This window comes from Oerskovia sp. 140933, from assembly GCF_059651515.1.
In genome coordinates this window covers 1-23,744 of sequence record NZ_JAMXIO010000030.1, presented here as the reverse complement: position 1 = coordinate 23,744, position 23,744 = coordinate 1, and the positions used below count along the sequence as shown (strand labels likewise).

Genomic DNA, 23,744 nt, shown 5'->3' with positions numbered 1-23,744 from the left:
ATCCGCGCACCTCGCACCCTCACCATCCCGCTCACGCCGTACCGCCGCCGGAATCTCGCGCCCGCAGGCGGTCTCACGCACCGAGCGCCTCCCTTCCCTCCCTGCCGCCGGCGTACCCACGACCGGTCGGCCCCCGTACCCGAAGACCTGGAGCTCCCATGCCCCGCACCCTCAGACCCCATGCCCGCCGACTGGCTCGCACCGCACTGCGGGCCGCCGTGACCGTGGGCCTCGCCGCGGCGCTCGTGGCCTGCTCGGCCGCGAGCGCCGAGGAGGCCGTCGTCGGCGAGTCCGGCAAGGCCGTCCTGCGCTACGACGGCTCGGTCGGGCAGGTGACGTTCCCCGAGCTCGCGGCGGACCTCGGCTACTACGAGCGCGTCGAGCTCGAGTGGGTCGGCGACTCGACGGGCGGCCCGCAGAGCATCCAGGCCGCGGCGACGGGCTCGACCGACTTCGGTGGTGCGTTCAACGGGGCGATCGTCAAGCTCAAGGCGTCCGGCTCGCCCATCACGTCCGTCGTCTCCTACTACGGCTCGGACGAGCTGTCCTACGGCGGCTTCTACACGGTCGAGGGCAGCCCCATCACCGAGCCCCGCGACCTCGTCGGGAAGTCGATCGGGGTCAACACGCTGGGTGCGCAGAGCGAGTTCCTCATCCGCGAGTGGCTCTCGCGCGGCGGGCTGACCGCGGAGGAGATCGACCAGGTCGAGCTCGTCGTCGTCCCGCCCGTCAACGCCGAGCAGGTGCTGCGCGAGGGGCAGGTCGACGTCGTGGGGCTCTCGCGCGTCTTCCAGGACAAGGCCCTGGAGCGCGGCGGGATCACGCAGCTCTTCAGCGAGACGTCGCTGTACGGGAACTTCTCCTACGGGACGTACATCTTCCGTGACGAGTACATCGAGAAGAACCCCGAGGTCGTGGAGGACTTCGTGCAGGGCACGGCGCGCGCGATCCGGTGGGCGCAGGTCACCCCGGTCGAGGAGGTGCGCGCCCGGTACACGAAGATCATCGAGGGACGTGGGCGCGGCGAGAACACAGACCTGGTGCCCTACTGGAAGTCGGCGAGCATCACGGCCCCGGGCGGTGTGATCGCCGAGGAGGAGATCGCGACGTGGATCGACTGGCTCGTCCGCGAGGGCGAGCTGGAGAAGGGCCGGTTCTCCCCCGACGACATCTACACCAACGAGCACAACCCGTACGCGAACGGGACCTACGAGCCCGACGCCGGTCCTGACGGCGAGCCCGTCGAGGAGTCGCCGTGAGCGGCGCGGTGCGGGCCCCGGCCCACGGCGGAGCGCCGTCCCATGCCGGGACGCCGGCCCGGGCCGCCCCGCGCGCCGTGCCCGTCGTCCCCAAGCTGCGCCTGGAGCACGTGCGCAAGGAGTTCATCGTGCGCGACGCGACGGCCGGCCGCGGGGCGCGCAAGCGGTTCACGGCCGTCGAGGACTTCACGCTCGACGTCCGGGCGGGCGAGTTCCTGACGGTCGTCGGCCCCTCGGGCTGCGGCAAGTCGACCCTGCTGGACCTGCTCGGCGGACTCACCGAGCCGACGTCGGGCCGCATCCTGCTCGACGGCGAGCCCGTCACGGGCCCGGGCCTGGACCGGGGCGTCGTCTTCCAGCAGTACGCGCTGCTCCCCTGGCGCTCGGCCCGCGCGAACGTCGAGTTCGGGCTCGAGGCGAAGGGCGTCCCGCGGGCCGCTCGCGCCCGGGTCGCGGACGAGTACCTCGACCTCGTAGGCCTCACGGCCTTCGCGGACCGGTACCCGCACGAGCTGTCGGGCGGCATGAAGCAACGGGTCGCGATCGCGCGCAGCCTCGCGTTCGACCCCGAGGTACTCCTCATGGACGAGCCCTTCGCGGCCCTCGACGCCCAGACGCGCGAGTCCCTCCAGGACGAGCTCCTGCGGATCTGGCGCGCGACGGGCAAGACGATCGTCTTCATCACGCACGGCATCGAGGAGTCGGTCTACCTGGGGCAGCGCGTCGCCGTCATGACGCCCCGCCCGGGCCGGTTGCAGACCGTGATCGACGTGGACCTCGCAGGGGCCGCAGACCCTGGCAGCGACGACGGCGAGCACGACGACGTCCGTTCGTCGCCGCGCTTCGGCCGGTACCGGCACGAGGTGTGGAGCGCGCTCCACGCACAGACGGAGGACGCCCATGTCTAGCTCCGCGGCCCCGCACGCCCCCGGGCGCGAGGTACGTCCCGTGACCACCACGCCCCCGACGCCGTCGGCCGTGGACACCGTCGCGTTCGCCGACCCGCCCACGCTCGGTCGCCGTCAGGTGCTCACGGCCGACGACCCGACACCATCGTTCGGCGCCCGCCTGCGCGGGGCCGGGGTCCGTGTCCTGCGCGCCTCGGCCGCGATCGTGCTCTTCCTGGTGATCTGGGAGGTCGCGCCGCGCGTCGGGCTGGTCGACCAGGTCTTCCTGCCGCCGCTCAGCGCGGTGCTCGAGTCGTTCTGGGAGCTGCTCGTGAGCGGCGAGCTGGGCAAGCACGTGGGGACGAGCCTGACCCGCGCCGGCACGGGCTTCACGATCGCGGTCCTGCTCGCGATCCCGCTGGGGATCGCGATCGGGTGGTGGGCGGGGGTCGCCCAGTTCCTCGGCCCGTTCCTCGAGCTGTTCCGCAACACCGCGGCCCTGGCCCTCCTGCCCGTCTTCATCCTGATCCTGGGGATCGGCGAGACGTCGAAGATCACGCTCGTCGTCTACGCGTGCTTCTTCCCGATCCTGCTCAACACGATCGCGGGGGTCCGGACGGTCGACCCGCTCCTCGTGAAGTCGGCCCGCTCCCTCGGGCTGCCTCCCGTGCGGCTGTTCCAGAAGGTCGTCCTGCCGGCCGCGGTCCCCACGATCTTCACGGGGATCCGCATGGCCGGGACGAGCTCGATCCTGGTGCTCATCGCCGCCGAGATGGTCGGGGCCAAGGCCGGCCTCGGGTACCTCATCACCTACGCGCAGTTCAACTTCCAGATCACGAACATGTACGCCGGGATCATCGCGATCTCGCTCGTCGGCGTCTCGATCAACGCCGTGCTCGTGAGCCTCGAACGGCACTTCTCGCGCTGGCGCACGACCTGACCCGCACGCCCACCCGGCGCAGGACCACCCGAGCACGACCACCCGCACCCACGACCAGAGGACGCACCATGACCCAGCTGTGGACGTGCAGCGCAGATTGCACGGACACGCCGCTGTACTTTGCGTGATCCCGAGAGTTTCGCCGAGGTAGTGAAGGGTAGGACATCTACTCGCGACGACTGACCGGAGGCATGCGCCACGTCACCGCTGCGCCGCGATGAGGTCCGTCAGAAGACGCGGGTACAGCGGGTGAGCGAATCGGAGCCGTGGGAACTCCTGGACGCGGACGAATCGCAGGTCGTCGTGTTCGTCGGGCGCACAGTTGGTGATGTGGCCGGCCCACTCGGTGACGAGGTGAGAGTCGAGCGCCATGTCGTCCGACTCGATCCGGAACAGCACCGTCGGCTCGATGAGGGCCTCGATACCGAGTTCCTCGCGCAACTCGCGAGCCAGAGCAACCACCGTGCTTTCGCCTGATTCGACGTGACCACCCGGAAGATCCCACACGCCCGGGTACCAGCGGCGCGACGCGGACCGAAGCCCCAGCAATACAGACCCGCCCCGGTAGACCACGCCTGCGACAACCCGGTGTTCGTAGCCCACGTGCGCATGCTAGCCCTCTCGCCCGGCGCTCTGGTTCAGCTGTGCTGAACGAGGCCGGTGCAGACGCACAGCATCCGAGCCGTTCCTGGCGTCGACTTCAGTAGGGCTTCTCGACACAGGTGGTGACGATCGTCGGCGCGGCCCGTCACGGGTGGCCCACCGCCCGCGGTTGAGGACGTCATCGCCTAGGAAACGTATCTGGAGGATTACGAAAACTAGGCTGCACGTCGACACCAGCAGCCCCGCCAGCTCAGCCTGAACCTCTTCATCCACCCGGCCGGCCACCACGAGGCGGCCTGGCGCCACCCGGACACCCAGCCCGAGCGCATCTTCACGGCCGACTTCTACACCGAGCTCGCCCGCCGGGCGGAGGCCGCGACGTTCGACGCGGTGTTCTTCGCCGACGGCCCCGTCCTGCACGACGGCGTCGAGTTCAACAGCGTGGGTCGCCTCGAACCGATCCTGACGCTCGCGTCGATCGCGACCGCGTCGACCACGTTCTACGACCCGTACAACCTGGCGCGGCTCTTCTCGACGCTCGACCACCTGAGCGACGGGCGAGCGGGGTGGAACATCGTCACGACCGCGAGCGAGGACGCGGCCCGCAACTTCGGGCTGGACTCGCACCCCGACCACGTCGAGCGGTACGCGCGGGCGGCTGTCGGACGCGCAGGCCTTCTACGCTGACGTCAAGGCCGGGGCCGAGGCCCTGGGCCGCTCGCGCGACGCGGTCAAGATCCTGCCGGGCATCAGCCCGTTCATCGCGTCGACCGAGGACGAGGCCCGCGCCCTGGAGCGCGAGTTCAACGAGCTCACGGTCCCCGAGTACGGGCTGCGCCAGCTCGAGAAGCTCACGGGCGTCCGGCTCGACCACGCGCAGCTCGACGGCCCCGTCCCGACCGAGCTGTTCGCCGACGCGGGCGACGTGACCGACAACTCGCGCAGCCGCCTCCAGGTCGTCGCGGGCATCGTCGAGCGCGAGCAGCCCACGGTCCGCGGGCTGCTCCACCGCCTCGCGGGGGCGCGCGGGCACCGGGTCGTCGCGGGGACGCCCGAGCAGGTCGCGGACACGATCGAGGAGTGGTTCACGCAGGGCGCTGCCGACGGCTTCAACGTCATGCCGCCGTACCTCCCGGGCGGCCTGGACGCGTTCGCGGACCACGTCGTCCCGATCCTGCGCGAGCGCGGCCTGTTCCGGACGGAGTACGAGGGCACGACGCTGCGCGACCACCTCGGCCTCGAGCGCCCCGCGAGCCGGTACGCCTCGACCGCCGATGCCCCGCACGAGGCGAGCGCGCAGGCGAGCGCACAGGACGAGGCGAGCGACGCCGTCGGGCAGGAGGGGGCCCGGACCACGGAGCCGGCCCTCGCGTGAGCACGCGCCCGAGCGTCCCGCCGGTCAGGTTGGCGTGGACCGTCCACGTGCCCGCCGCCGTCTGGGGCGTCGCGCAGGGCGCGGCCGCGCCGGTCGTCGCGCTCGCGGCACGCGAGCACGGCGCGTCCCTGGGCGTCGCGGGACTGGTCGTCGCGCTCGCCGGTCTCGGCCAGCTCGTCGGCGACCTGCCCGCGGGGCGCGTCGTCTCGCGCTTCGGCGAGCGGCGCTCGATCGTCGGGGCGGGGGTCCTCGCGGTGCTCGGCGTGGCGCTCTGCCTGGTCTCGTGGTCGGTGGTCGCGCTCGCGGTCGGCGTGTTCCTCGCGGGACTGTCCCAGGCCGTGTGGGGTCTCGCGCGCCAGACGTACCTCGCCGAGGCCGTGCCCTTCGCGCGCCGGGCCCGCGTCATGTCGAGCGTCGCGGCCATGATGCGGGTCGGGTTCCTCGCAGGGCCGATCCTGGGTGCGGCCGCGATCCTCGCCGTCGGGACGCGGGGCGGGTTCGCGGTCCAGCTCGTGGCCGTGTGCGTCGCGGCGGTCCTCATGGGCCGCGTGCCCGACGTCGGACGCTCGCCCCGCACGCCCGGCACACCGGGGGACCCGCTCGCCCGGGAGGCGGGGCTGTGGCGCGTTCTCGTCGAGCACCGCCGGCTCCTGCGCACGCTCGGGCTCGGGGCCGCGCTCATGGGGTTGTCGCGCACGGCCCGCACCGTGGTCCTGCCGCTGTGGGCCGACCTCCTGGGGGTCGACGCCGCGACCACGAGCCTGGTGTTCGGGGCCAGCGCCGCGCTCGACGTCCTCGTGTCGATCCCGGCGGGGTACCTCATGGACCGGTTCGGGCGACGCGCGCTCGCCGTCCCGTCGCTCGCCGTCCTGGCCGCGGGGTACCTCGCGCTGCCCCTCGCCGGGGGTGTCGCGTCCCTGACCGTGGTGGCCCTGGTGCTGGGCCTCGGGAACGGGCTGAGCAACGGCGTCATCATGACCCTGGGGGCCGACGTCGCACCGCCCGGGCAGCGCGCCGAGTTCTTCGGGGCGTGGCGGCTCCTGCACGACGCGGGCGCCTTCGCGGGTCCGCTCGTCGTCGCGGGCACCGCCCTCGTGGCGCCGCTGGGGGCCGCGGCGCTCGTGGTCGGGGCGGCGTCGGCCGCGGGCGGGGCGGTGTTCTGGCGGTACGTGCCGGTGTGGGCGCCGTGGCCGCGCCCTGCCTCCGTGGCGCCGGCCGTGCCGGGACCGGATGCGGTCACCGGGGTCGCGGGCACGGCGGGTACTCGGTGATGCTGGACGTCCCCGCCCGTCGGCGGGCCGACCGAGAGGACCACGCCATGACCGACGATCGCGCCGCCGTCCCGCCCAGCGACCTCACGCCGCGCATCGGCAAGGTCGCGACGCGTGAGCTCGCCCATCACGGGTACACCCGCTACGAGGACCTCACGCGCGCGACCACCCAGGAGCTGCTCGCGATCCACGGGGTCGGGCCCCGGGCGATCCGGATCCTGGGCGAAGAGCTCGCCGAGCGAGGGGCAGGGTTCCGGGAGGCGTGATGCAGGGCTGCGTCAGGCCGTGATCACGTCGATGACCTCGGTGTCGTCGTGCCGCCGCGCCAGGGCCGTCACGACGGGCGGCTTGGGGACGGGCGGCTGCGCCTTGACCCCCGTGCTCTTGCTGCGGCGCGGCCGGGTGGGCACGGGGACGCCCAGGGACTTGAAGACCTTGCGCAGCTCGGCCTCTGTCCACCCCGCCGCGAGAGCGTCGGAGAACGCGAGCGCATAGTCGCGCTCGGCGCCCTCGAGCTGCGCCTTGGCGGCGGCGACCTGCTCGGCGCGCTCGGACAGGACGCGGCCCGACTCCATGCGGTGCTCGAGGAGGTCGCGCAGCCGCGACTCGTACGTGGTGGCGGTCTCGTCGTCGCTCATGCGACCAACCTAGGGCCTGACCTGGACGGTCGCCAGGATCGCCAGGTGGTCCGTCCCGGGGATCTCGACCTGCCCGACGTCGCCGACGCGCATCCCCTCGTCGACCACCACGTGGTCCAGGTCGACGAGGGGCGGGTGGCTGCGGCCTGCGGGCCACGAGAGGTTGAGGCCGTCGCCCGCGAGCCGCGTCGCGTCGGCGAAGCGGCCGCCGAGCAGGTCGCGGAACGCCGAGTGGTCGTAGGTCGCGTTGAAGTCGCCGAGCAGGATCTGCGGCGTCGGGTCGGCGTGCGCCTCCTCGCGCAGCAGCGCGAGGTCCTCCGCCCACAGGTCGACCGCTCCGGGGGTCGGCGGGTGCGGGTGGGCGGCCGTGACGCGCACGTCCGTCCCGTCCAGCCCGACGACGGCGCTCGGCTGGTGGAAGCGGCTCGCCACCCCGTCCCGCTCGTCGGACAGCGGGGTCGCGCTCCACAGCCCGCTGCCCGCGGCGTCCTCGGTCGGGTGGAGCCGCGTCCACGAGTACGGCAGCAGGTCCTCGATCCCGGCGGCCACGAGCTCTGCCTCGAACTCCGCGCTCAGCTCGACCACGCTCAGCAGCTCGACCTCCTCCGCCCGGACCGCGTCGACCACGGCCAGCGCGTCGGCCCGCCCGTAGAGGACGTTCGTCGCCATGACGCGCAGCGTCCCGTCCGCACCGGGAGCGGTGCCCGGCCCCGGCACGAAGAACGGCACGAGCCACACCGCGTGCGCGACGACGAGCACCCCCGCGATCGTGCTGAGCACCCACCGCCGCCGGCTCAACGAGAGCAGCAGCACCACGAGCGCGGCGAGGGCCATCCACGGCGTGGCGGAGACGAGCTGCGCGAGGGGCGTCACGCCGTCGAGCCCCAGGGCGCGCGCGAGCGTGAGCGCACCCACCCCGACGAGGCACAGCGCCAGCACGACCGTCCACACGATCCCGCCGACGCGACGCGCACCGGACGGACCGCGCTCCTCGGTCACGACGGATCCGCTCACGGGGGCACCTGCACCGTGTGTCATGCAGCGACCCTATCGACCGGTTCGCACGGTTCTGGGCTGGTCACCCCCGGACGTCGGGCAGACCCGGTGCAGCCCGCGGTGCGATCGTGTGAAGAACGCCTCGGCCCGGTCGGTGCCCCCGTGCGCGAGATGGGAGAAGTGTCTGCGAATCCGCGCCAGAACCGGACACTTCCACCATCTCACGGCCGGGAGGTCGCTGCCGGGACGGGACGGACCAGAACCTCGAATCCCCTCGCTCACCCAGCGCCAGGCTCCCTAGGCTCGGCGGTATGACGGACGACGCGCGGAACACCTTCCTCGAAGCCCTCGCCCAGTGGGCGTGGCAAGGCCACCGCCACGGGCAGGACGTCGTCGACGCGGCGTGCGACGCGCTCGTCGCGGGCCTCGACTCACCCGCGCTGCGCGACCTCGCAGGGCTCTACCGGGACGCGCCGCGCGAGGTCGTCCAGCTCACGGTCGCCGACGTCGTCGCGGAGCTGGGGCTCGACCTCCCGGTCGGGCGCGACGCACTGAGCCGCCACCTCCTTGGCAGCCAGGCAGAGGCGGTGCTCGCGGGCCGCCTCTCACCCAGGACGTTCGCGACCTGGGCTCTCCGGCACTTCGGGTACGACGTGTCGGGTGACCTGCAAGGGCTCGTCCTCGCGGCCGACGAGTACGAGTCGCACACGTGGCACCACATCGGCGACTTTCCGAACGCCAGCCTGGCCGTCCTCGACGACGACGTCCGACGCATCGCACATGCCCTCCTCGCAGAACCGTCCTGGCCTGCCCGCGCCCTCACCGCCGGGAGTGCCCACGGGTCCCACCCGGCGTGATGCGGTGGGTCATGCCGACGGACGCCCGTCGAGATGCGGCCAACTGGGGTTCGAGGCCGTCGCGCACCCCAGTTGGCCGCATCTCGCGCGAGAAGGGTGGGGCGCGCGTCACCGTGGGCGACCGAGCGACGACGACTCTCGCGCCGCTGTGGCGGACGCTGGCGGAGTCTGGCGGAGTCTGGCGCGAACGCCGAGGGGCGGGGCGCGGAGACCAGGTCTCGCACCCCGCCCCTCGGACGGCTCAGCAGCGGGTCAGCCGAAGATCCCCGGCAGCGTCGCACGGAAGACCTGGTCGGCCTCGCTCAGCGGGATCGTGAAGATGCCCTCGATCTCGAGCGACTCCCCGGTCTCGGTGACCTCGGCGGGCTCGGTGCCGGTCTCGCCGATCTTGAGGACGGGCACGCCGCGCGCGACGCACGCGTCGACCAGCTTGGTCTCCTCGCCGCGCGGCACGGCGACGAGCGCGCGGGCCGTCGACTCCGAGAACAGGGCCTCGAACGGGGTCACGCCGTCGCGCGCGGCAAGGGCGTCGATCGAGACCTTGGCACCGGTCCCGAAGCGCAGCGACGCCTCGAGGAGGCCCTGGATCAGGCCGCCCTCGGAGAGGTCGTGCGCGGCGGAGACCAGGTCGTCGCGGCTCGCGTTGACGAGGACCTCGGCCAGCGCACGCTCGGCGGCGAGGTCGACCTGCGGGGGCACGCCGCCCAGGTGCTGGTGGACGACGTCGGCCCAGGCGGAGCCGTCGAGCTCGGGGCGGGTCGTGCCGAGGAGGTAGACGGACTCCCCGGCCTCGCGCCAGCCGGACCCGGTCGCGTGCGCGACGTCGTCGAGCACGCCCAGGACGCCGACGACGGGCGTCGGGTGGATCGACGAGTCGATCTGCCCGGGCTCGCCCGTGCCGTTGTAGAGCGAGACGTTGCCGCCCGTGACGGGGACGCCGAGGGTCTGGCACGCGTCGGCCAGGCCTTCGATGGCCTCGACGAGCTGCCACATGGAGTCGGGGTCCTCGGGCGAGCCGAAGTTGAGGCAGTCCGTGATCGCGAGGGGGCGGGCGCCCGTCGTGGCGACGTTGCGGTACGCCTCGGCGAGCGCGAGCTGGGCGCCCGTGCGCGGGTCGAGCTTGGCGTAGCGGCCGTTGGCGTCGGTCGCGAGCGCGACCCCGAGGCCCGTGGTCTCGTCGACGCGGATCACGCCGCCGTCGTCGGGCTGGGCGAGGGCCGTGTTGCCCTGGACGAACCGGTCGTACTGGTTGGTGACCCACTCCTTCGAGGCGAGGTTGGGCGAGCCGAGCAGGCGCAGCGCGGTCGCGCGGAGCTCGTCGGCGGTCTGCGGCCGGGCGAGCCCGGCAGCCACGACGGTGTCCGCGTTGAGGCCGTCCATCCACGTGGGGCGCGCGTAGGGGCGGTGGTAGGTGGGGCCCTCGTGGGCGACCGACTTGGGGTCCACGTCGACGATGCGCTCGCCCTGGTGGTCGATCGTGAGGCGACCGGTGCCGGTGACCTCGCCGATGACCGACGTCTCGACGTCCCACTTGGACGTGATCGCGAGGAACTCGTCGAGCTTGTCGGGCGCGACGACCGCCATCATGCGCTCCTGCGACTCCGACATGAGGATCTCGCCCGCGTTGAGCGACGGGTCGCGCAGCAGGACCGAGTCGAGCTCGACGTGCATGCCGCCGTCACCGTTGGACGCGAGCTCCGAGGTGGCGCACGAGATGCCGGCCGCGCCGAGGTCCTGGATGCCCTCGACGACGCGTGCCGCGTAGAGCTCGAGGCAGCACTCGATGAGGACCTTCTCCATGAAGGGGTCGCCCACCTGGACCGAGGGGCGCTTGGCGGGCACGCCGTCCTCGAACGTCTCGGACGCGAGGATCGAGGCGCCACCGATGCCGTCGCCGCCCGTGCGGGCACCGAACAGGACGACCTTGTTGCCCACGCCCGAGGCGTTGGCGAGGTGGATGTCCTCGTGGCGCAGCACGCCGACGCACAGCGCGTTGACGAGCGGGTTGCCCTGGTACGAGGAGTCGAACACGAGCTCGCCGCCGATGTTCGGCAGGCCGAGGGAGTTGCCGTAGCCGCCGACGCCCGACACGACGCCGTGCACGACGCGCGCCGTGTCCGGGTGGTCGACCGCGCCGAAGCGGAGCTGGTCCATGACGGCCACGGGGCGCGCACCCATCGAGATGATGTCGCGGACGATCCCGCCGACGCCCGTCGCCGCGCCCTGGTAGGGCTCGACGAAGCTCGGGTGGTTGTGGGACTCGACCTTGAACGTCACGGCCCAGCCGTCACCGATGTCGACGACGCCCGCGTTCTCGCCGATGCCGACGAGGAGGTGCTTCTTCATCTCGTCGGTCGTCTTCTTGCCGAACGTGCTCAGGTGCACCTTGGACGACTTGTACGAGCAGTGCTCCGACCACATGACGGAGTACATCGCGAGCTCGGCGGCCGTGGGGCGTCGCCCGAGGATGTCGCGGATGCGCTGGTACTCGTCCGGCTTGAGGCCGAGCTCCGCGAAGGGCTGCGCCTCGTCGGGGGTGGCGGCTGCGCGCTCGACCGTGTCGAGGTGCGGCCGGTGCTCGGAGGTCGCTGCGGCGGGCGTCGGGGCGTTGCTGGGGGCGGTCATCGAATCCCTCGGGGTGGCGTGCCAGCCGGCGCGTTCGACGAGCGTGTCATCGGGGAGGCGACCGGCACGGGGCTGCACAGGTGCGGCCAGTTTACGTGCGGTTCGGGGCTGCGGGGGAAGGCGTCCACGAACGGGACCGCCGGGGCAGGTCCGGGACGTCGGCGACGATAACCTCGCACGGTGACTCCTGCCGTCCGTCCTCGTCTCCGGCCGCGCCTCGCCCTCGGGGTGAGCGGCGCGCTCGCGGCCGTCCTCCTGGGAGGGTGCTCCCTGCCCGACGGCGCCGCTCCCGCCCCGTCGTCGTCCTCGCCCGCCGAGGGGGTCGCGTCGGGGACGCCCGCTCCCGAACCCGAGGTGTCGACGCAGACTCTCGCGGCCGACGGGATCGAGATGCTGCTGTCGGTGCCGCTCACCGAGACCGACGAGACCGACGAGGGCGACGAATCCGGCGGGGCCACCGACGCCCCGGTCACGGTCACGCCCGACGAGGACGGGTCCAGCAGGGTCGCGTTCGTCCTCGCCCTGCCGGCGGCGAGCGCCGGCGACGCCGACGCGACCAGCGGCCCGGTCGCCGCGCCCCCCGCGACGCTCGACCTGGTCTCCCCCGCCGACGGCTCCCTGGTCCGCAACAGCGACGGCAGCCTCAGCGTGCTCGACGCCGCGGGCACGACGCTCGGCGGGTTCTCCGCGCCGGAGGCGACGGAAGCGTCCGGTCCTGCGGCCCGTGCAGGAGTCGTGGTCGTGGAGCCGACCCGCGCGGAGGTGCACGTGCAGGCCGAGGGGGCTGCGGCGTCGGGCGCCCCGGGCGAGACCTCGCCGACACCGCAGAGCGTGACCGTCACGACGTGGCTCGGCGCGCAGGGTGTGCGCAGCGCGACCTGGGGCGAGCGCGAGGGCGGGCGATCGCTCGCCGTGGACCCGACGCCGTGGGCGAGGCTGTCCGGCATGGTGGGCGAGGCGACCGCGTGGGCGCAGCTCGTCGCGAGCGAGCCCGAGGCCGGCTCGCGGACCATGCGCGACCAGTTCGACTGCCACGCCCTGGGCGCGACCGACAAGGCGACGTGGAACCTGGAGCCGTGGCGGCCCGACGTCGGGTTCCTCGCGACGGCCGCGGCACGCTGCAACCCGACGGGCTGACCCCTTTCACGGCCGAGAGCCCTAGCATCGTCGGATGCCCACCGACCTCCCGCCGTCCTCCGTCCTGCTCGACGCGGCCGCGACCTGGGCCGCCTCCGTCGGGAGCGGCCCCGAGGTCGCCCTCGTCGAGGAATGGGTCTGGCCCCACGGTCAGTCCCGGGTGGCGCGCGTACGGACGGGCTCGGGCGACGTCGTCGTGAAGTGGGAGCGCTCGGCGCGCAACGTGGAGCGCGAGGTCGAGGCGCTGCGCCGGTGGGTGCCCGCGCTCGGCGACGACGCGGGCCAGCTGCTCACGGCCGACGTCGCCGCGCACGTGCTGGTGCTGACGCACGTGCCCGGGGCGCTCGCCGCGGGCGGCGCGGCCCACGACCCCGGCGTCCACCGGCAGGCCGGCGCCCTCCTGGCCCGGCTGCACGAGAGCGCCCCGGCCGTGCTCGACGAGGGGTACGGCGAGCGCCTCCTCGCGGACCTCGACGACAGGGCGCGGACGCTGGCCCCTCTCGTCGACGCGGCGGACCTGGTGCGCCTGCGCGAGGTCGCGGCGCCCGTGGCCGACGTGCGGTCGGTGCGGCTCGGCCCGGCGCACCGCGACTACGGTCCGCGCAACTGGCTGGTCGACGCGGACGGCCGCGTGCGCGTGATCGACTTCGCGCACGCGGAACCGTCACCGTGGGCCGTGGACCTGCAGAAGCTCACGATGCGCGAGTGGCGGGGTCGCCCCGACCTCGAGGCGGCGTTCCTCGAGGGCTACGGCCGCGTGCCCGACGACGAGGATCGCCTCGTGCTGCGCGCGTACGTCGCGCTCTCGACGCTCGCGATCATCGCGTGGTCGGTCGCGCACGACGACCCGGGGTTCGAGGCCGAGGCGCGCTCGGTCCTCGCGGGGCTGGTCGCTCGCTGACACGCCGGGCGGCCGACGCCGTCCCGGGCCTTCCCGCGTGCCGGGACCGGGACGTCGCCCACCGCGAGCCCCGCCGCCGCTCAGTCGAGGCCCAGCATCTCCCGGACCGGCCCGACGCCGTGGAGCGTCACCTCGGGCCGCAGCGCCTCCGCGCGGGCGTCCCAGTCCTCGCGGTCGAGGCGGAACCGGACGTCGCCCGCGGGCTCGCCCTCGCGCGCGAGCGTCGTCGTGCCGTTGGGGCGGTACCCGATCTTGCGCGTGACCGCGATCGACGGGCCGTTGTCCGCCCACGCCGACGTCGTGGCCGTCCGGGCGCCGAACCCCTCGAAGAGCAGGTCGAGGACCATGAGCCGCGCGAGCGTGCCGACACCGCGCCCCTGGTGGCGGCGTCCCAGCCACGAGCCCGACTCCGCGGTCCGCGTCACCGGGAAGTCCGACGCCGTGAGGCTCTGCACCCCCAGCACCTCGCCGCCGCGGACCACCGCGAGCTCGATCGCCCAGGACTCCGGGGTGATGCGCGAGGCCGCGCCCCACTGGTAGGCCAGGATCCGGCGGCCGACCTCGACCGCCGAACCGCGCGACCACGGGAACGTGAAGGGCATGAAGTCCTCGTCGTGGATGCCCTCGCCGCCGAGCGCCGCGAGCTGGAACAGGAGGTCCTCGTCGAGGTGGCGCAGCTCCAGGTCACCCGAGACGACGCGCAGCCCGGACGGCGGCCAGAGCTCGGCACGCGTCGGGGCGCCGGTACCGGGGAGGTTCGGGTGGGGGGTGTCGGTCGAGGGAGCCGCAGAGGGATCGGGAGCCATCGGTGCAGCCTGACGGACTCCCCGAGGCCGGGTCAAAAGGAATGGCGGGTCCCGGGTTCCCTCGGTGGCGGTACCGCTCCGCCGTCGGTCCGAGGTCGTTCGTGCGGCTCCCTGTGCCGATCGAGCACGGGGTTCCGTGCGGTCGAGCACGGGACTGAGGTCGTAGCAGGTGGGATGACGACCTCAACCCCGTGCTCGGCAGCCGGACGAGGACCGCAGGGCGTCAGCGCCTCGGCGTGGACGCCGCCTTGGCCGCGGCCTTCTCGCGGGCCTTGATCGCCTTCTCGCTCACGGGCTCGTCCCCGCTGGCCCGCAGCTGCCGGTAGTACTCGCGGGCCTCGTCCTGACGCTCCTGCTCGGCGCCCGACGCGATCTTCACGCGCAGGTGCTCGGGGCCGTAGCCGAAGGCGTCGACGAGGTCCTGGGCGTGCGGGCGCAGGCGGGCGACGAGACGGTCGACGTACCCGGTCACGGTGCGTGCGCGCTGCGCCGACAGGCGCCCGTTGATCAGGTACCAGGCGAGGTTGCGCTCGATGGTCGTGAGCCCGAACAGGTCGCGCACCCACGTGAGGACCTGCCGCGTGCCCGCGTCCTCGATCGTGTCGAGGGCCTGGGTGAACGCCTCCCAGTGCAGCAGGTCGGCGTGCGCCTTCGCCATCTCGATGAGCTCGTGCTGGTGCTGGTTGAACAGCTCGGCAGCCTTCTCGGGCGTGGCCTTCTGGGCCGGGCGCAGGGCCGAGGCGACCTCGGCGACCATGGTCTCGACGCGGTCGGTCAGCAGGTCGCGCTGGTTCCCGACGTCCTTGAGGTGCCCGACGGCGCGGCGCGGGTCGCCCACGTCGGCGATGGTCTGCGCGGCGCGCTTGAGAGGCGTGCGGTGCAGTGCGGCGTCGGCGGCCTGCTCGACCACGAACCGGGCCATCTGCCCCGGCGTGATGCCCTTGAACTCCTTGCCGTAGTCGGCCAGGAGCCGCTTGGCGACGAGCTGGAGCAGGACCGTGTTGTCGCCCTCGAACGTCACGTAGACGTCGAGGTCGGCGCGCAGGCTCGTGAGCCGGTTCTCGGTGAGGAACCCGGCGCCGCCGCACGCCTCCCGAGCCTCCTGGAGGGTGTCGAGCGCGAACCAGGTGCTCATGGGCTTGAGCGAGGCCGCCATGGTCTCGAGGTCCTCGCGCGACGCGGGGGTGTCGTTCGCGCCCGAGAACACCGAGTCGAACAGGTCGAGCAGCCGGTCGTGCGCGAAGTGCATGGCGTACGTCTGCGCGATGCGGGGGATGAGGCGGCGCTGGTGCGTGCCGTAGTCGAGGATCACGACCTCGTCGACCGCCGAGGCGCCGTTGAACTGGCGCCGCTGGTTGCCGTAGGTCACCGCGGCCGCGAGCCCCAGCTTGGACGCCGTGATCGCGGCGCCGTCGAGCGAGACGCGGCCCTGGACCAGGGAGCCGAGCATGGTGAAGAAGCGGCGTCCGGGGCTGTCGATGGGCGAGGTGTACGTGCCGTCCTCCGCGACCTGGCCGTAGCGGGCCAGGAGGTTCTCGCGCGGGACGCGGACGTCCGTGAAGTGGAGGCGACCGTTGTCGATCCCGTTGAGCCCGCCCTTGAGCCCGTCGTCCTCCCCGCCGACGCCGGGGAGGAAGGCCCCCGCGGCGCCGTCGGGCGTGGTCTCGCGGATGGGCGTGTAGAACGCGTGGACGCCGTGTTTGACGCCGTTGGTCACGAGCTGCGCGAACACGACCGCGGCCGTGCCGTTGACGGCCGCGTTGCCGAGGTAGTCCTTCCACGCCCCGCGGAACGGGGTGTGGATCACGAACTCCTGCGTCGCGGCGTCGTAGGTCGCGGTCGTCGCGATCGAGGCGACGTCCGAGCCGTGGCCAGTCTCCGTCATGGCGAACGCGCCGGGCACCGAGGCGTCCATGGCGCCCGGGAGCAGGCGGTCCTGCTGCTCGGGCGTGCCGAGGTGCAGGATCGCGGACGCGAACAGGCCCCACTGGACCCCGGCCTTGATCTGGAGCGAGGGGTCGGCGGCGACGAGCTCCTCGAACCCGGCGAGGTTGCCGCCGGCGTCGTCCTGCCCCCCGAGGCGCGTGGGGAACCCGCGCCACACCTGCCCGATGTCCACGAGCTGCTTGACCTGGTCCATGACCCGCTCGCGGTGCTCGGTGAGCGAGAGCCCCTCGATGCGGTGGAAGCGCTCCTCGCCCGCGGTCGCGCGCGCCTTGGCGCGCAGGTCCGCCCACCGGCCCAGGAGCTGGTGCGAGAGGTCGGCCACGTCGATCCGGACCTCGCCCGCGGGCATCGAGGGTGTGACGCCTGCGGCGGGGATCGAGGTGGAGGTGGCTGCGCCGTCGCCCCGGGTGGGGGTGGCGGCGGTACGGTCAGAGGTGGTGGTCATCGGGACTCCTGTGTGCCGGTGGTAGCCATGAGAGAGGTTCAGAGGTCGTCGGGAGGCGGGGCGGTCGCACCGGCCGGGTCGCCTGGGGCGGCCGGGTCGCCTGGGGCGGCCGAGGGCGCGGTGTCGGCCGCCCCGGGTGCGCGGGTGCGGGCCATGACGCCGACCGGGCCGCCCCACAGCCAGGCGGCGACCCGCTCGGTGAGCTCGTCGCGGTCGGGGGCGTCGGGGGCGTCGTGGTTCCCGAGCCACCACTCGCCGGCCCCGCGCACGAACCCGACGGCGCCCGCGGCCCACGCGGCGGCGTCGGCGGGGCTCACGTCGGTCGCGCGCGTGAAGGGCTGGGCGACGAGCTCGGTCACGGAGTCGAGGAACGCGGCGAGCGGTGCGGAGGCGGTGCGGGACGTGCCGTCGGTCCCGGCGATCGCCCCCGTCCGGGTCACGAAGTAGTAGACGTTGGGCGAGCTCGCGATCATCTCGAGGTAGACGCCGACCATGGCGCGCAGCGCCCGGCGGGGGGTCTCCGCGGACTCGGCGGCCTGGGTCAGGGCGTCGTGCATCTGTCCGACGACCGAGGCACCGATCGCGATCTGCAGCCCGGTCTTGTCCTCGAAGTAGCGGTAGATGATCGACTTCGACGTGCCCGACGCGGCCGCGATCTCGTCCATGGACACCCCCGGGCCGCCCTTGTGGACGGCCTTGCGGGCCGCGTGCACGAGCTCGGCGCGGCGGATCGCGCGGTGGTCGTCCCAGCGCGTGGAGCGGCCGTCGGTCACGGGCGGGGGCGGTGCGGTGCGCGGGGTGCGTGCGGTGTCGCGCGGGAGCACGGTGGTGCGGGGTCGTCCGGGTCGTCCGGTCGTGTCGCCGTTGATCACACAGTCCTCCAGTGGTGCCCGACGTCGGTGTCGTCCCTCGGTCTTCCGTCCGGCGGGCCGCGAGTGGCCCGGCGGGCGGCGCCCTCCCGTGGCGGGAACCGTCGGGCGCAGCGAGGTGAGGCATGTGACCCACCTCACGGTACCGAGAGTATCAGGTACTGTGGGTCTTGGACACCGCGCGGATCGCGCCCGCGGTCCCCCACCCTCAGCAACGAAGCGAGAGAGAGCAGGCGAAGTGGCCATCCCCAAGGCACCCCAGACCACCACTCCCACGGCCGACGAGCAGCCCGTCACGCGACCGGAGCGCACGCCGACGAGCTCTCCCGCCCCCCGTGACGCCTACGTCCTGGGCGGCAACCGCATCCCGTTCGCCCGCGCGGGCGGCAAGTACACGGGGGCCAGCAACCAGGACATGTTCACGGCCGCCCTCGAGGGGCTCGTCGCACGCTACGGCCTCCAGGGCGAACGCCTCGGCGAGGTCGTCGGCGGCGCGGTGCTCAAGCACTCGCGCGACTTCAACCTGGTCCGCGAGTCCGTCCTGGGCTCGTCGCTCTCGCCGCAGACCCCAGCGTTCGACCTCCAGCAGGCGTGCGCCACGGGCCTCGAGGCCGTCGTGACGGTGTCCAACAAGATCCGCCTCGGGCAGATCGAGTCGGGGGTCGCGGGCGGATCCGACACCGTCTCGGACGCTCCCATCGCCGTGAGCGAAGGGCTGCGCAAGGCGCTGCTCAAGGCGAGCCACGCCAAGAGCCTGGGTGCACGGCTCAAGGCCCTCGCGTCGATCCGCCCCGGCGACCTGGCCCCGTCCACCCCGAGCACGGGCGAGCCGCGCACGGGCCTGTCGATGGGTGAGCACCAGGCCATCACGACCGCCGAGTGGGGTGTCGGCCGCGAGGCGCAGGACGAGGTCGCCCTGAACAGCCACCTCAACCTGTCCGCCGCCTGGAAGGCCGGGTTCTTCGACGACCTGGTCACGCCGTTCCGCGGCCTCACGCAGGACCAGAACATGCGCGCCGACTCCTCGGCCGAGAAGCTCGCGTCCCTCAAGCCCGTGTTTGGCACGCACCTCACGCCCAGCGCACCCGTGCACGGGGCGGCCGCGGGCAGCGGGGCCCCGGGCCCCACCATGACCGCCGGCAACTCGACCCCCCTGACCGACGGCGCCTCCGTGGTCCTGCTCGGGTCGCGCGAGTGGGCCGCCGAGCACGACCTGCCCGTCCTCGCCCGCGTGGTCGACGCCGAGTCCGCCGCGGTCGACTTCGTGCACGGCCACGAGGGCCTGCTCATGGCCCCGGCCCACGCGGTCCCCCGCCTGCTGGCCCGCAACGGCCTGACGCTCGAGGACTTCGACTTCTACGAGATCCACGAGGCCTTCGCGTCGACCGTCCTGACGACGCTCGCCGCGTGGGAGGACGACGACTACTGCCGCACCGAGCTCGGCCTGGACGGCGCGTTCGGCTCGATCGACCGCTCGCGCCTCAACGTCAACGGCTCGTCGCTCGCCGCAGGGCACCCGTTCGCCGCGACGGGAGGGCGCATCGTCGCCACGGCCGCGAAGCTCGTCGCGCAGAGGGCTTCCGAGACCGGTCGCCCTGCCCGGGCGCTCATCTCGATCTGCGCGGCCGGCGGCCTGGGCCTCGCCGCGATCCTCGAGAGCGCAGACGTACCGACCGTACCGTCGGCGACGACCGCCGCGACCACCACCGAGAGCTGAGGGAGCCCACCATGACCGACAAGTACCTGTCCGCCGTGAACTCCGGCTTCACCAAGACGCTGGCCAAGAAGCTCGGCCTGCCCCGGCCCGCGGTCCTGCGCCGCTACCGCCCGGGCGACCCGCTCGTCCCCGGCCCGGTCCTCGTGATCGGCGAGCCCGGCTCCGCCGCCGACACGAACGCCGTCGCGCAGGCCCTGCTGGGGTGGGACCTCGACGTGCGGCAGAACGCCGACGCCGGGGAGACCCGCTGGGGGGCCGTCGTCGTGGTCCTGACCGGCGCCACGAGCCCGGCGGACTTCTCGGCCCCCGTGCTCGAGCTCGGCGCGAACCTGCGCCGCCTCGCGCCGGGTGGACGCGTCGTGACCGTCTCGCGTGCGCCGGCCGACGACGACACGCCCCTGCTCGCGGCGACCCGTCAGGGGGTCGACGGGTTCCTGCGCTCGCTCGCGAAGGAACTGCGCGCGGGTGCCACGGCCAACGGCATCCAGCTCACGGACGGTGCGGCGCCCGACTCGACCTCGGCCCTGGCGACGCTCCGGTTCTTCCTGTCGGGCAGCTCGGCGTTCGTCGACGGACAGCTCCTGCACGTGGGCCCGACCAGCAACGACGTCACGCCCGACTGGGACCGCCCCCTCGCGGGCCGGGTCGCGGTCGTGACGGGCGCGGCCCGCGGGATCGGGGCGGCCATCGCCCGGACCCTGGCGCGCGACGGCGCGACGGTCGTCGTGGTCGACGTCCCCGCGGCGGGCGAGTCCCTCGCGAAGGTCGCGAACGAGATCAAGGGCACGGCCCTGCAGCTCGACGTGACCGCCGAGGACGCGGGCGCCCGCATCCTCGAGCACGCACGAACCCGCCACGGCGGCCTGCACGTCCTGGTCCACAACGCCGGGATCCTGCGCGACAAGCTGCTCGCCAACATGTCGCCCGACAAGTGGGACGCCGTCATCGCGGTCAACCTGCTCTCGCAGCTGCGGATCAACGAGTACCTGCTGGGTGCGAACGGATTCTCCGAGGCCCCGCACATCGTCTCGCTCGCCTCCACGAGCGGCATCGCGGGAAACCGCGGACAGACGAACTACGGCGCCTCCAAGGCCGGGGTGATCGGCCACACGCGCGCGACGGCACGCCTCCTGGCCCCGCTCGGCGGCTCGGCCAACGCGGTAGCGCCCGGGTTCATCGAGACCGACATGACGGCCTCGATCCCGCTCGTCCAGCGCGAGATGGCGCGGCGCGTGTCCTCGCTCCAGCAGGGCGGGCTGCCGATCGACGTCGCGGAGGCCATCGCGTTCCTCGCGTCCCCGGCCGCGTCGGGCGTCAACGGTCAGGTGCTGCGCGTGTGCGGCCAGAGCCTGGTGGGCGCGTGACGGCCACCTCGCACGCCTCCCGCAACCCCCGCCTCGTCACGCTGCCCTCGCTGCCGGGACTCGGCGGCCTGTACGCGAAGGGCGTGGCGTCGTCGGGCCGGATCGCCGTGACGCGCTCCCCCGTGGGGCGCGTCCTGCCCGGGCCGCGCGACCTCGTCCTGCCCGACGTCGTCTACCGCGTCGACGACGTCCCGACGTCGGGCGTGACCGAGCACCTGACCGCGTACCAGCGGCTGATCGGCGAGCGCGTGTGCGACACGCTGCCCGCCGGGTACCTGCACGTCCTCGCGTTCCCGCTCGCGACCGCGGTCATGGTGCGCGGCGACTTCCCGCTGCCCCTGCTGGGGCTGGTGCACGTGTCGAACGCGGTCTCGGTGCACCGGCCCGTGGGGGTGGGCGACGTGCTCGAGGTGCGGGCGTCCGCCGAGCACCTGCGCGCGCACCGGCGCGGGGTCCAGGTGGACCTCGTGACCGAGGTGAGCACGGGCGGCGAGCTCGCGTACCGCGGCGTCTCGACGTACCTGGCCAAGGGGTTCGGGCTGCCGCCGGACGAGCCGCCCTCTCGGCGGATCGAGGAGGCGCCGCGCGAGGAGTTCGTGCCGCCGCTCCCGACGGCGCGCTGGGAGCTCGGCAGCGGGACCGGGCGCGCGTACGGCGCGATCTCGGGCGACCGGAACCCCATCCACACCTCGGTCCTGGGAGCCAAGGCGTTCGGCTTCCCGCGGACCATCGCGCACGGCATGTACACGGCCGCCCGCGCGCTGGCCGAGGTCGGTGCCGCGCGCGGCGACGCCTACGACTGGACGGTCGAGTTCGAGAAGCCCGTGCTGCTGCCGGGCACGGTCCAGGTCGCCATCACGCGTGTGCCCGACGGCGCAGCCCACCCGGGCGGGTTCGCGTACGTGGGGTGGCACGGACGTTCCGGGAAGCGTCACTTCAGCGGCGCCGTGACGCCGCGCTGAGCGGTCACGTCCGGGTGTCGAACCCGACGTCGGTCAGGCGACTCACCCGGGTTGCCAGACCGACGTCGGGTTCGGCACCTCTCCGTCACCCCTCGGGGGGTGGGCAGATGCCGTCCGCCAGCGAGCCCGTCCCCACGTCCAGCGCCGGTCCGGTGAACTCCGGGAACGGCCGCTCGAAGCTCATGCCGAGGACGTTCGTCACCGTCATCGACGGTTCGGCCCACTCGTCGAGCGCTCCGCAGTCCGTGATCTTCCACAGCACGACGACCTGCACCGGGCCGCTCGTGATCCGTTGCGGGAGCGCGGCGCCGTCGAGCACGCCGGGGGCGTAGGCGTCGGCGAGGACCTCGTCGACGGACTGCTGCGCGAGGGTCTCCGTGCGCAGCGCCGGCATCTCGACCGGTGGCTGGAAGAGCCATGCGTCCAGGACCGTCGCCCCCGGGACGTCACCGATCCCGACCACCGTCCCCCCGACCGGCGCGACGACCGAGAAGTCGACGATCCTCAGGACGGCCTCGCCCTGCGGGACGACTGCCACCGTCCCTCCGGAGCCCGCCCCGAGGTCCGGACCGGGTCGCAGCAGGCTGGAGGAGAACCAGGCCCCGACCAGGAGGACGGCGGCGACGACCACCAGGAGCAGGCTGCGTCCGCGGGTGGGGCGCGGGGTGAGGGCCGTGAGCGACGGGTCGCTCGTCAGGAGGCTTGTGGACGACATTGGCACAATGTACTGTGCCAATGGGCCAATAGGCCAGAGCCAGAAAGGTAGTGCTCGTGCGACTCGTCCCTCCCCTCCTTCTCGCCGGCCTCGTGGTGCTGCTCCTCGTGGCCCTCAACGCGAACCGCCGCGTCAGCGCGGGCGACGTCCGATGGATCGCAGGGACCCCCGACGTCCCCGCCGCCCAGGCCGACGTCTACCGCCGCTATCTCACCCGGCACCGCCAGCACCGGATGGTCGGCGGGCTGCTCGGGACGACGCTCGGCATCCTCCTCGGGCTCCGCTGGAACATGGAGGTCTCGCTCGCGACCGTGCTCTTCTGCGGCCTGACCGGCGTCCTCGTGGGGTCCCTGTCGGCCGAGACGTACCGGCTCGCGCGCCCACGCGCCACGGACGGCGAACCCTCGCTCCGCACCGCCTCGCTCGCCCCGCGCCCGTCGCTCGAGCGCGGACGGACCGTCGTCGTCGCTCGCGCACTCCTCGCCGGGTCGCTGCTCCTCGGCGCGGTCGCCGCAGGGGCCGGGCACATCGCCCCGCTGCTCGTCGCGCTCACCGGGATCGCCGTCGCCGCGGTCGCCGAGTGGACCCAGTCGGTCGTCCGGTCGCGGCGGCGGCCCGTCCTGTCCCCCGAGGCCGCGACCGTCGACCACCGCATCCGGTCCTTCGCCGCCAGGTCGCTCGCGTGGCTCGAGGCAGGGGTCGCGACGCTCACGGTCAGCCAGGCGATCGCCTCGGTCCCGGCGTCCTCGCCACCCCTCGCGCTCGCCCAGACGCTCTGCTCGCTCGCCCTGCTCGTCGCGTCGTTCGTGCTGGTGCACCGGGCGTCACCCCAGCGGCCCTGGTCCGTGAACCTCCGCCCGGCCAGGGCGGTCCCGTCGGGCACGGGGGCCGGCGGCGCTCGATGATCGTCCAGGTCGACCCCCGGTCCCCCGTCCCGGTCTTCGAGCAGATCCGCGCCCAGGTGAGCCGGCTCATCGCGTCGGGGCAGCTCCGTCCGGGCACGCGCCTCCCCACGATCCGTGATCTCGCGACCGACCTCGACCTGGCCCGCGGGACGGTCAACAAGGCCTACGACGCGCTCGCGCGCGACGGCCTCGTCGAGACCCTGGGCCGGCACGGCACGATCGTCCTGGGTCCCGAGCGCGCCGTCGTCGGACCCGACGACGTCACGTCCGCGGCCGACGCCCTCGCCCTGGTCGCGCAGCAGACGGGGCTCGACGGCGCAGCCACCCGTGCGGCCCTCGACGCAGCCCTCGAACGGCTCCGCGCCCGTTCGTCGGCCGAGGAGTGAGCCGGCGCCCGTCCGACGGACCGGGAGCGCCTGCGGCACGTCGGGACGGGGATCCGCCTCGCCATCGGGGTGCCGAACCCGAGGCCACCGGGGTGCCGAACCCGAGGTCGGTCAGGCACGTCTTCCGGGTTGCCTGACC

The 23,744-nt window shown here is 73.5% G+C and carries 23 protein-coding genes; 15 read left to right on the top strand and 8 right to left on the bottom strand.

What is annotated here, in order from left to right:
- Positions 1–158: 158 nt before the first annotated feature.
- The 3 genes from NHG27_RS14880 to NHG27_RS14870 all read left to right on the top strand — a co-directional run bounded on the left by NHG27_RS14880 (position 159) and on the right by NHG27_RS14870 (position 3,086).
- The gene (locus tag NHG27_RS14880; protein WP_497016809.1) at positions 159–1,259 is read left to right on the top strand and encodes an ABC transporter substrate-binding protein; all 1,101 of its coding nucleotides are present in this window, start codon (positions 159–161) and stop codon (positions 1,257–1,259) included.
- Between the two features lie 77 nt (positions 1,260–1,336).
- Positions 1,337–2,167 carry an ABC transporter ATP-binding protein gene (locus tag NHG27_RS14875; protein WP_497016835.1) on the top strand — a complete coding sequence of 277 codons (831 nt, stop codon included), beginning with the start codon at positions 1,337–1,339 and terminating at the stop codon, positions 2,165–2,167.
- Between the two features lie 40 nt (positions 2,168–2,207).
- A complete protein-coding gene (locus NHG27_RS14870; protein WP_497016808.1) occupies positions 2,208–3,086 on the top strand; it encodes an ABC transporter permease in 879 nt (292 codons plus the stop codon).
- Between the two features lie 201 nt (positions 3,087–3,287).
- On the opposite strand, the gene NHG27_RS14865 is transcribed toward NHG27_RS14870, so the two are convergent.
- The gene (locus NHG27_RS14865; RefSeq protein WP_497016807.1) at positions 3,288–3,689 is read right to left on the bottom strand and encodes an NUDIX domain-containing protein; all 402 of its coding nucleotides are present in this window, start codon (positions 3,687–3,689) and stop codon (positions 3,288–3,290) included.
- A gap of 255 nt (positions 3,690–3,944) precedes the next feature.
- Between NHG27_RS14865 and NHG27_RS14860 the strand changes: the two genes are divergently transcribed.
- The 4 genes from NHG27_RS14860 (at position 3,945) to NHG27_RS14845 (ending at position 6,601) form a co-directional block, all read left to right on the top strand.
- Positions 3,945–4,376, top strand: coding sequence for an LLM class flavin-dependent oxidoreductase (locus NHG27_RS14860; RefSeq protein ID WP_497016834.1), 432 nt, complete (start codon positions 3,945–3,947; stop codon positions 4,374–4,376).
- A 238-nt stretch (positions 4,377–4,614) separates the two neighbouring features.
- A complete protein-coding gene (locus NHG27_RS14855) occupies positions 4,615–5,064 on the top strand; it encodes a hypothetical protein (RefSeq protein ID WP_497016806.1) in 450 nt (149 codons plus the stop codon).
- A complete protein-coding gene (locus NHG27_RS14850; protein WP_497016805.1) occupies positions 5,061–6,335 on the top strand; it encodes an MFS transporter in 1,275 nt (424 codons plus the stop codon). The genes NHG27_RS14855 and NHG27_RS14850 overlap by 4 nt, the downstream gene beginning before the upstream one ends.
- A 47-nt stretch (positions 6,336–6,382) precedes the next feature.
- A complete protein-coding gene (locus NHG27_RS14845; RefSeq protein ID WP_193720445.1) occupies positions 6,383–6,601 on the top strand; it encodes a helix-hairpin-helix domain-containing protein in 219 nt (72 codons plus the stop codon).
- Positions 6,602–6,613: 12 nt separating this feature from the next.
- Here the strand turns inward: NHG27_RS14845 and NHG27_RS14840 are convergent, their stop codons facing one another.
- Both NHG27_RS14840 and NHG27_RS14835 read right to left on the bottom strand, forming a co-directional pair.
- The gene (locus NHG27_RS14840) at positions 6,614–6,973 is read right to left on the bottom strand and encodes a hypothetical protein (RefSeq protein WP_497016804.1); all 360 of its coding nucleotides are present in this window, start codon (positions 6,971–6,973) and stop codon (positions 6,614–6,616) included.
- A gap of 9 nt (positions 6,974–6,982) precedes the next feature.
- Entirely contained in the window at positions 6,983–8,011 is a 1,029-nt protein-coding gene (locus NHG27_RS14835) for an endonuclease/exonuclease/phosphatase family protein (RefSeq protein WP_497016803.1), read from the bottom strand.
- 269 nt (positions 8,012–8,280) lie between these two features.
- Between NHG27_RS14835 and NHG27_RS14830 the strand changes: the two genes are divergently transcribed.
- Complete coding sequence (locus NHG27_RS14830; RefSeq protein ID WP_497016802.1) at positions 8,281–8,826, top strand: hypothetical protein; 546 nt, start codon at positions 8,281–8,283, stop codon at positions 8,824–8,826.
- A gap of 252 nt (positions 8,827–9,078) precedes the next feature.
- Here the strand turns inward: NHG27_RS14830 and purL are convergent, their stop codons facing one another.
- Positions 9,079–11,451: a phosphoribosylformylglycinamidine synthase subunit PurL gene (gene purL, locus NHG27_RS14825; RefSeq protein WP_497016801.1), complete on the bottom strand. Its 2,373-nt coding sequence runs from the start codon at positions 11,449–11,451 to the stop codon at positions 9,079–9,081.
- A gap of 180 nt (positions 11,452–11,631) precedes the next feature.
- Here purL and NHG27_RS14820 point away from each other — a divergent pair, with 180 nt between their 5' ends.
- A complete protein-coding gene (locus NHG27_RS14820; RefSeq protein ID WP_321575433.1) occupies positions 11,632–12,588 on the top strand; it encodes a DUF2599 domain-containing protein in 957 nt (318 codons plus the stop codon).
- Positions 12,589–12,622: 34 nt separating this feature from the next.
- Complete coding sequence (locus NHG27_RS14815; RefSeq protein ID WP_497016800.1) at positions 12,623–13,489, top strand: phosphotransferase; 867 nt, start codon at positions 12,623–12,625, stop codon at positions 13,487–13,489.
- Positions 13,490–13,569: 80 nt separating this feature from the next.
- Here NHG27_RS14815 and NHG27_RS14810 read toward each other — a convergent pair whose 3' ends face one another.
- From NHG27_RS14810 to NHG27_RS14800, 3 genes are all read right to left on the bottom strand, one after another.
- A complete protein-coding gene (locus NHG27_RS14810; protein WP_497016799.1) occupies positions 13,570–14,295 on the bottom strand; it encodes a GNAT family N-acetyltransferase in 726 nt (241 codons plus the stop codon).
- Between the two features lie 223 nt (positions 14,296–14,518).
- Entirely contained in the window at positions 14,519–16,687 is a 2,169-nt protein-coding gene (locus NHG27_RS14805; protein WP_497016798.1) for an acyl-CoA dehydrogenase family protein, read from the bottom strand.
- 38 nt (positions 16,688–16,725) lie between these two features.
- Positions 16,726–17,559 carry a TetR/AcrR family transcriptional regulator gene (locus tag NHG27_RS14800; protein ID WP_497016797.1) on the bottom strand — a complete coding sequence of 278 codons (834 nt, stop codon included), beginning with the start codon at positions 17,557–17,559 and terminating at the stop codon, positions 16,726–16,728.
- Positions 17,560–17,794: 235 nt separating this feature from the next.
- On the opposite strand from NHG27_RS14800, the gene NHG27_RS14795 reads away from it, so the two are divergent.
- Genes NHG27_RS14795 through NHG27_RS14785 form a run of 3 tightly spaced genes read left to right on the top strand, consistent with a single transcriptional unit; the run spans position 17,795 to position 21,599 of the window.
- Positions 17,795–19,273 carry an acetyl-CoA C-acetyltransferase gene (locus NHG27_RS14795; RefSeq protein ID WP_497016796.1) on the top strand — a complete coding sequence of 493 codons (1,479 nt, stop codon included), beginning with the start codon at positions 17,795–17,797 and terminating at the stop codon, positions 19,271–19,273.
- Positions 19,274–19,284: 11 nt separating this feature from the next.
- On the top strand, positions 19,285–20,637 hold the full coding sequence (locus tag NHG27_RS14790; RefSeq protein ID WP_497016795.1) for a 3-oxoacyl-ACP reductase: 1,353 nt from the start codon (positions 19,285–19,287) through the stop codon (positions 20,635–20,637).
- The gene (locus NHG27_RS14785) at positions 20,634–21,599 is read left to right on the top strand and encodes a MaoC/PaaZ C-terminal domain-containing protein (RefSeq protein ID WP_497016794.1); all 966 of its coding nucleotides are present in this window, start codon (positions 20,634–20,636) and stop codon (positions 21,597–21,599) included. Before NHG27_RS14790 ends, NHG27_RS14785 begins: the two co-directional genes overlap by 4 nt.
- Positions 21,600–21,684: 85 nt before the next feature.
- Here the strand turns inward: NHG27_RS14785 and NHG27_RS14780 are convergent, their stop codons facing one another.
- Positions 21,685–22,314 carry a hypothetical protein gene (locus tag NHG27_RS14780; protein WP_497016793.1) on the bottom strand — a complete coding sequence of 210 codons (630 nt, stop codon included), beginning with the start codon at positions 22,312–22,314 and terminating at the stop codon, positions 21,685–21,687.
- Between the two features lie 56 nt (positions 22,315–22,370).
- Between NHG27_RS14780 and NHG27_RS14775 the strand changes: the two genes are divergently transcribed.
- Together NHG27_RS14775 and NHG27_RS14770 are read left to right on the top strand one after the other, a co-directional pair.
- On the top strand, positions 22,371–23,219 hold the full coding sequence (locus NHG27_RS14775; protein WP_497016792.1) for a hypothetical protein: 849 nt from the start codon (positions 22,371–22,373) through the stop codon (positions 23,217–23,219).
- Positions 23,216–23,605 carry a GntR family transcriptional regulator gene (locus NHG27_RS14770; RefSeq protein ID WP_193720923.1) on the top strand — a complete coding sequence of 130 codons (390 nt, stop codon included), beginning with the start codon at positions 23,216–23,218 and terminating at the stop codon, positions 23,603–23,605. The genes NHG27_RS14775 and NHG27_RS14770 overlap by 4 nt, the downstream gene beginning before the upstream one ends.
- The last annotated feature ends 139 nt before the right edge of the window (positions 23,606–23,744 follow it).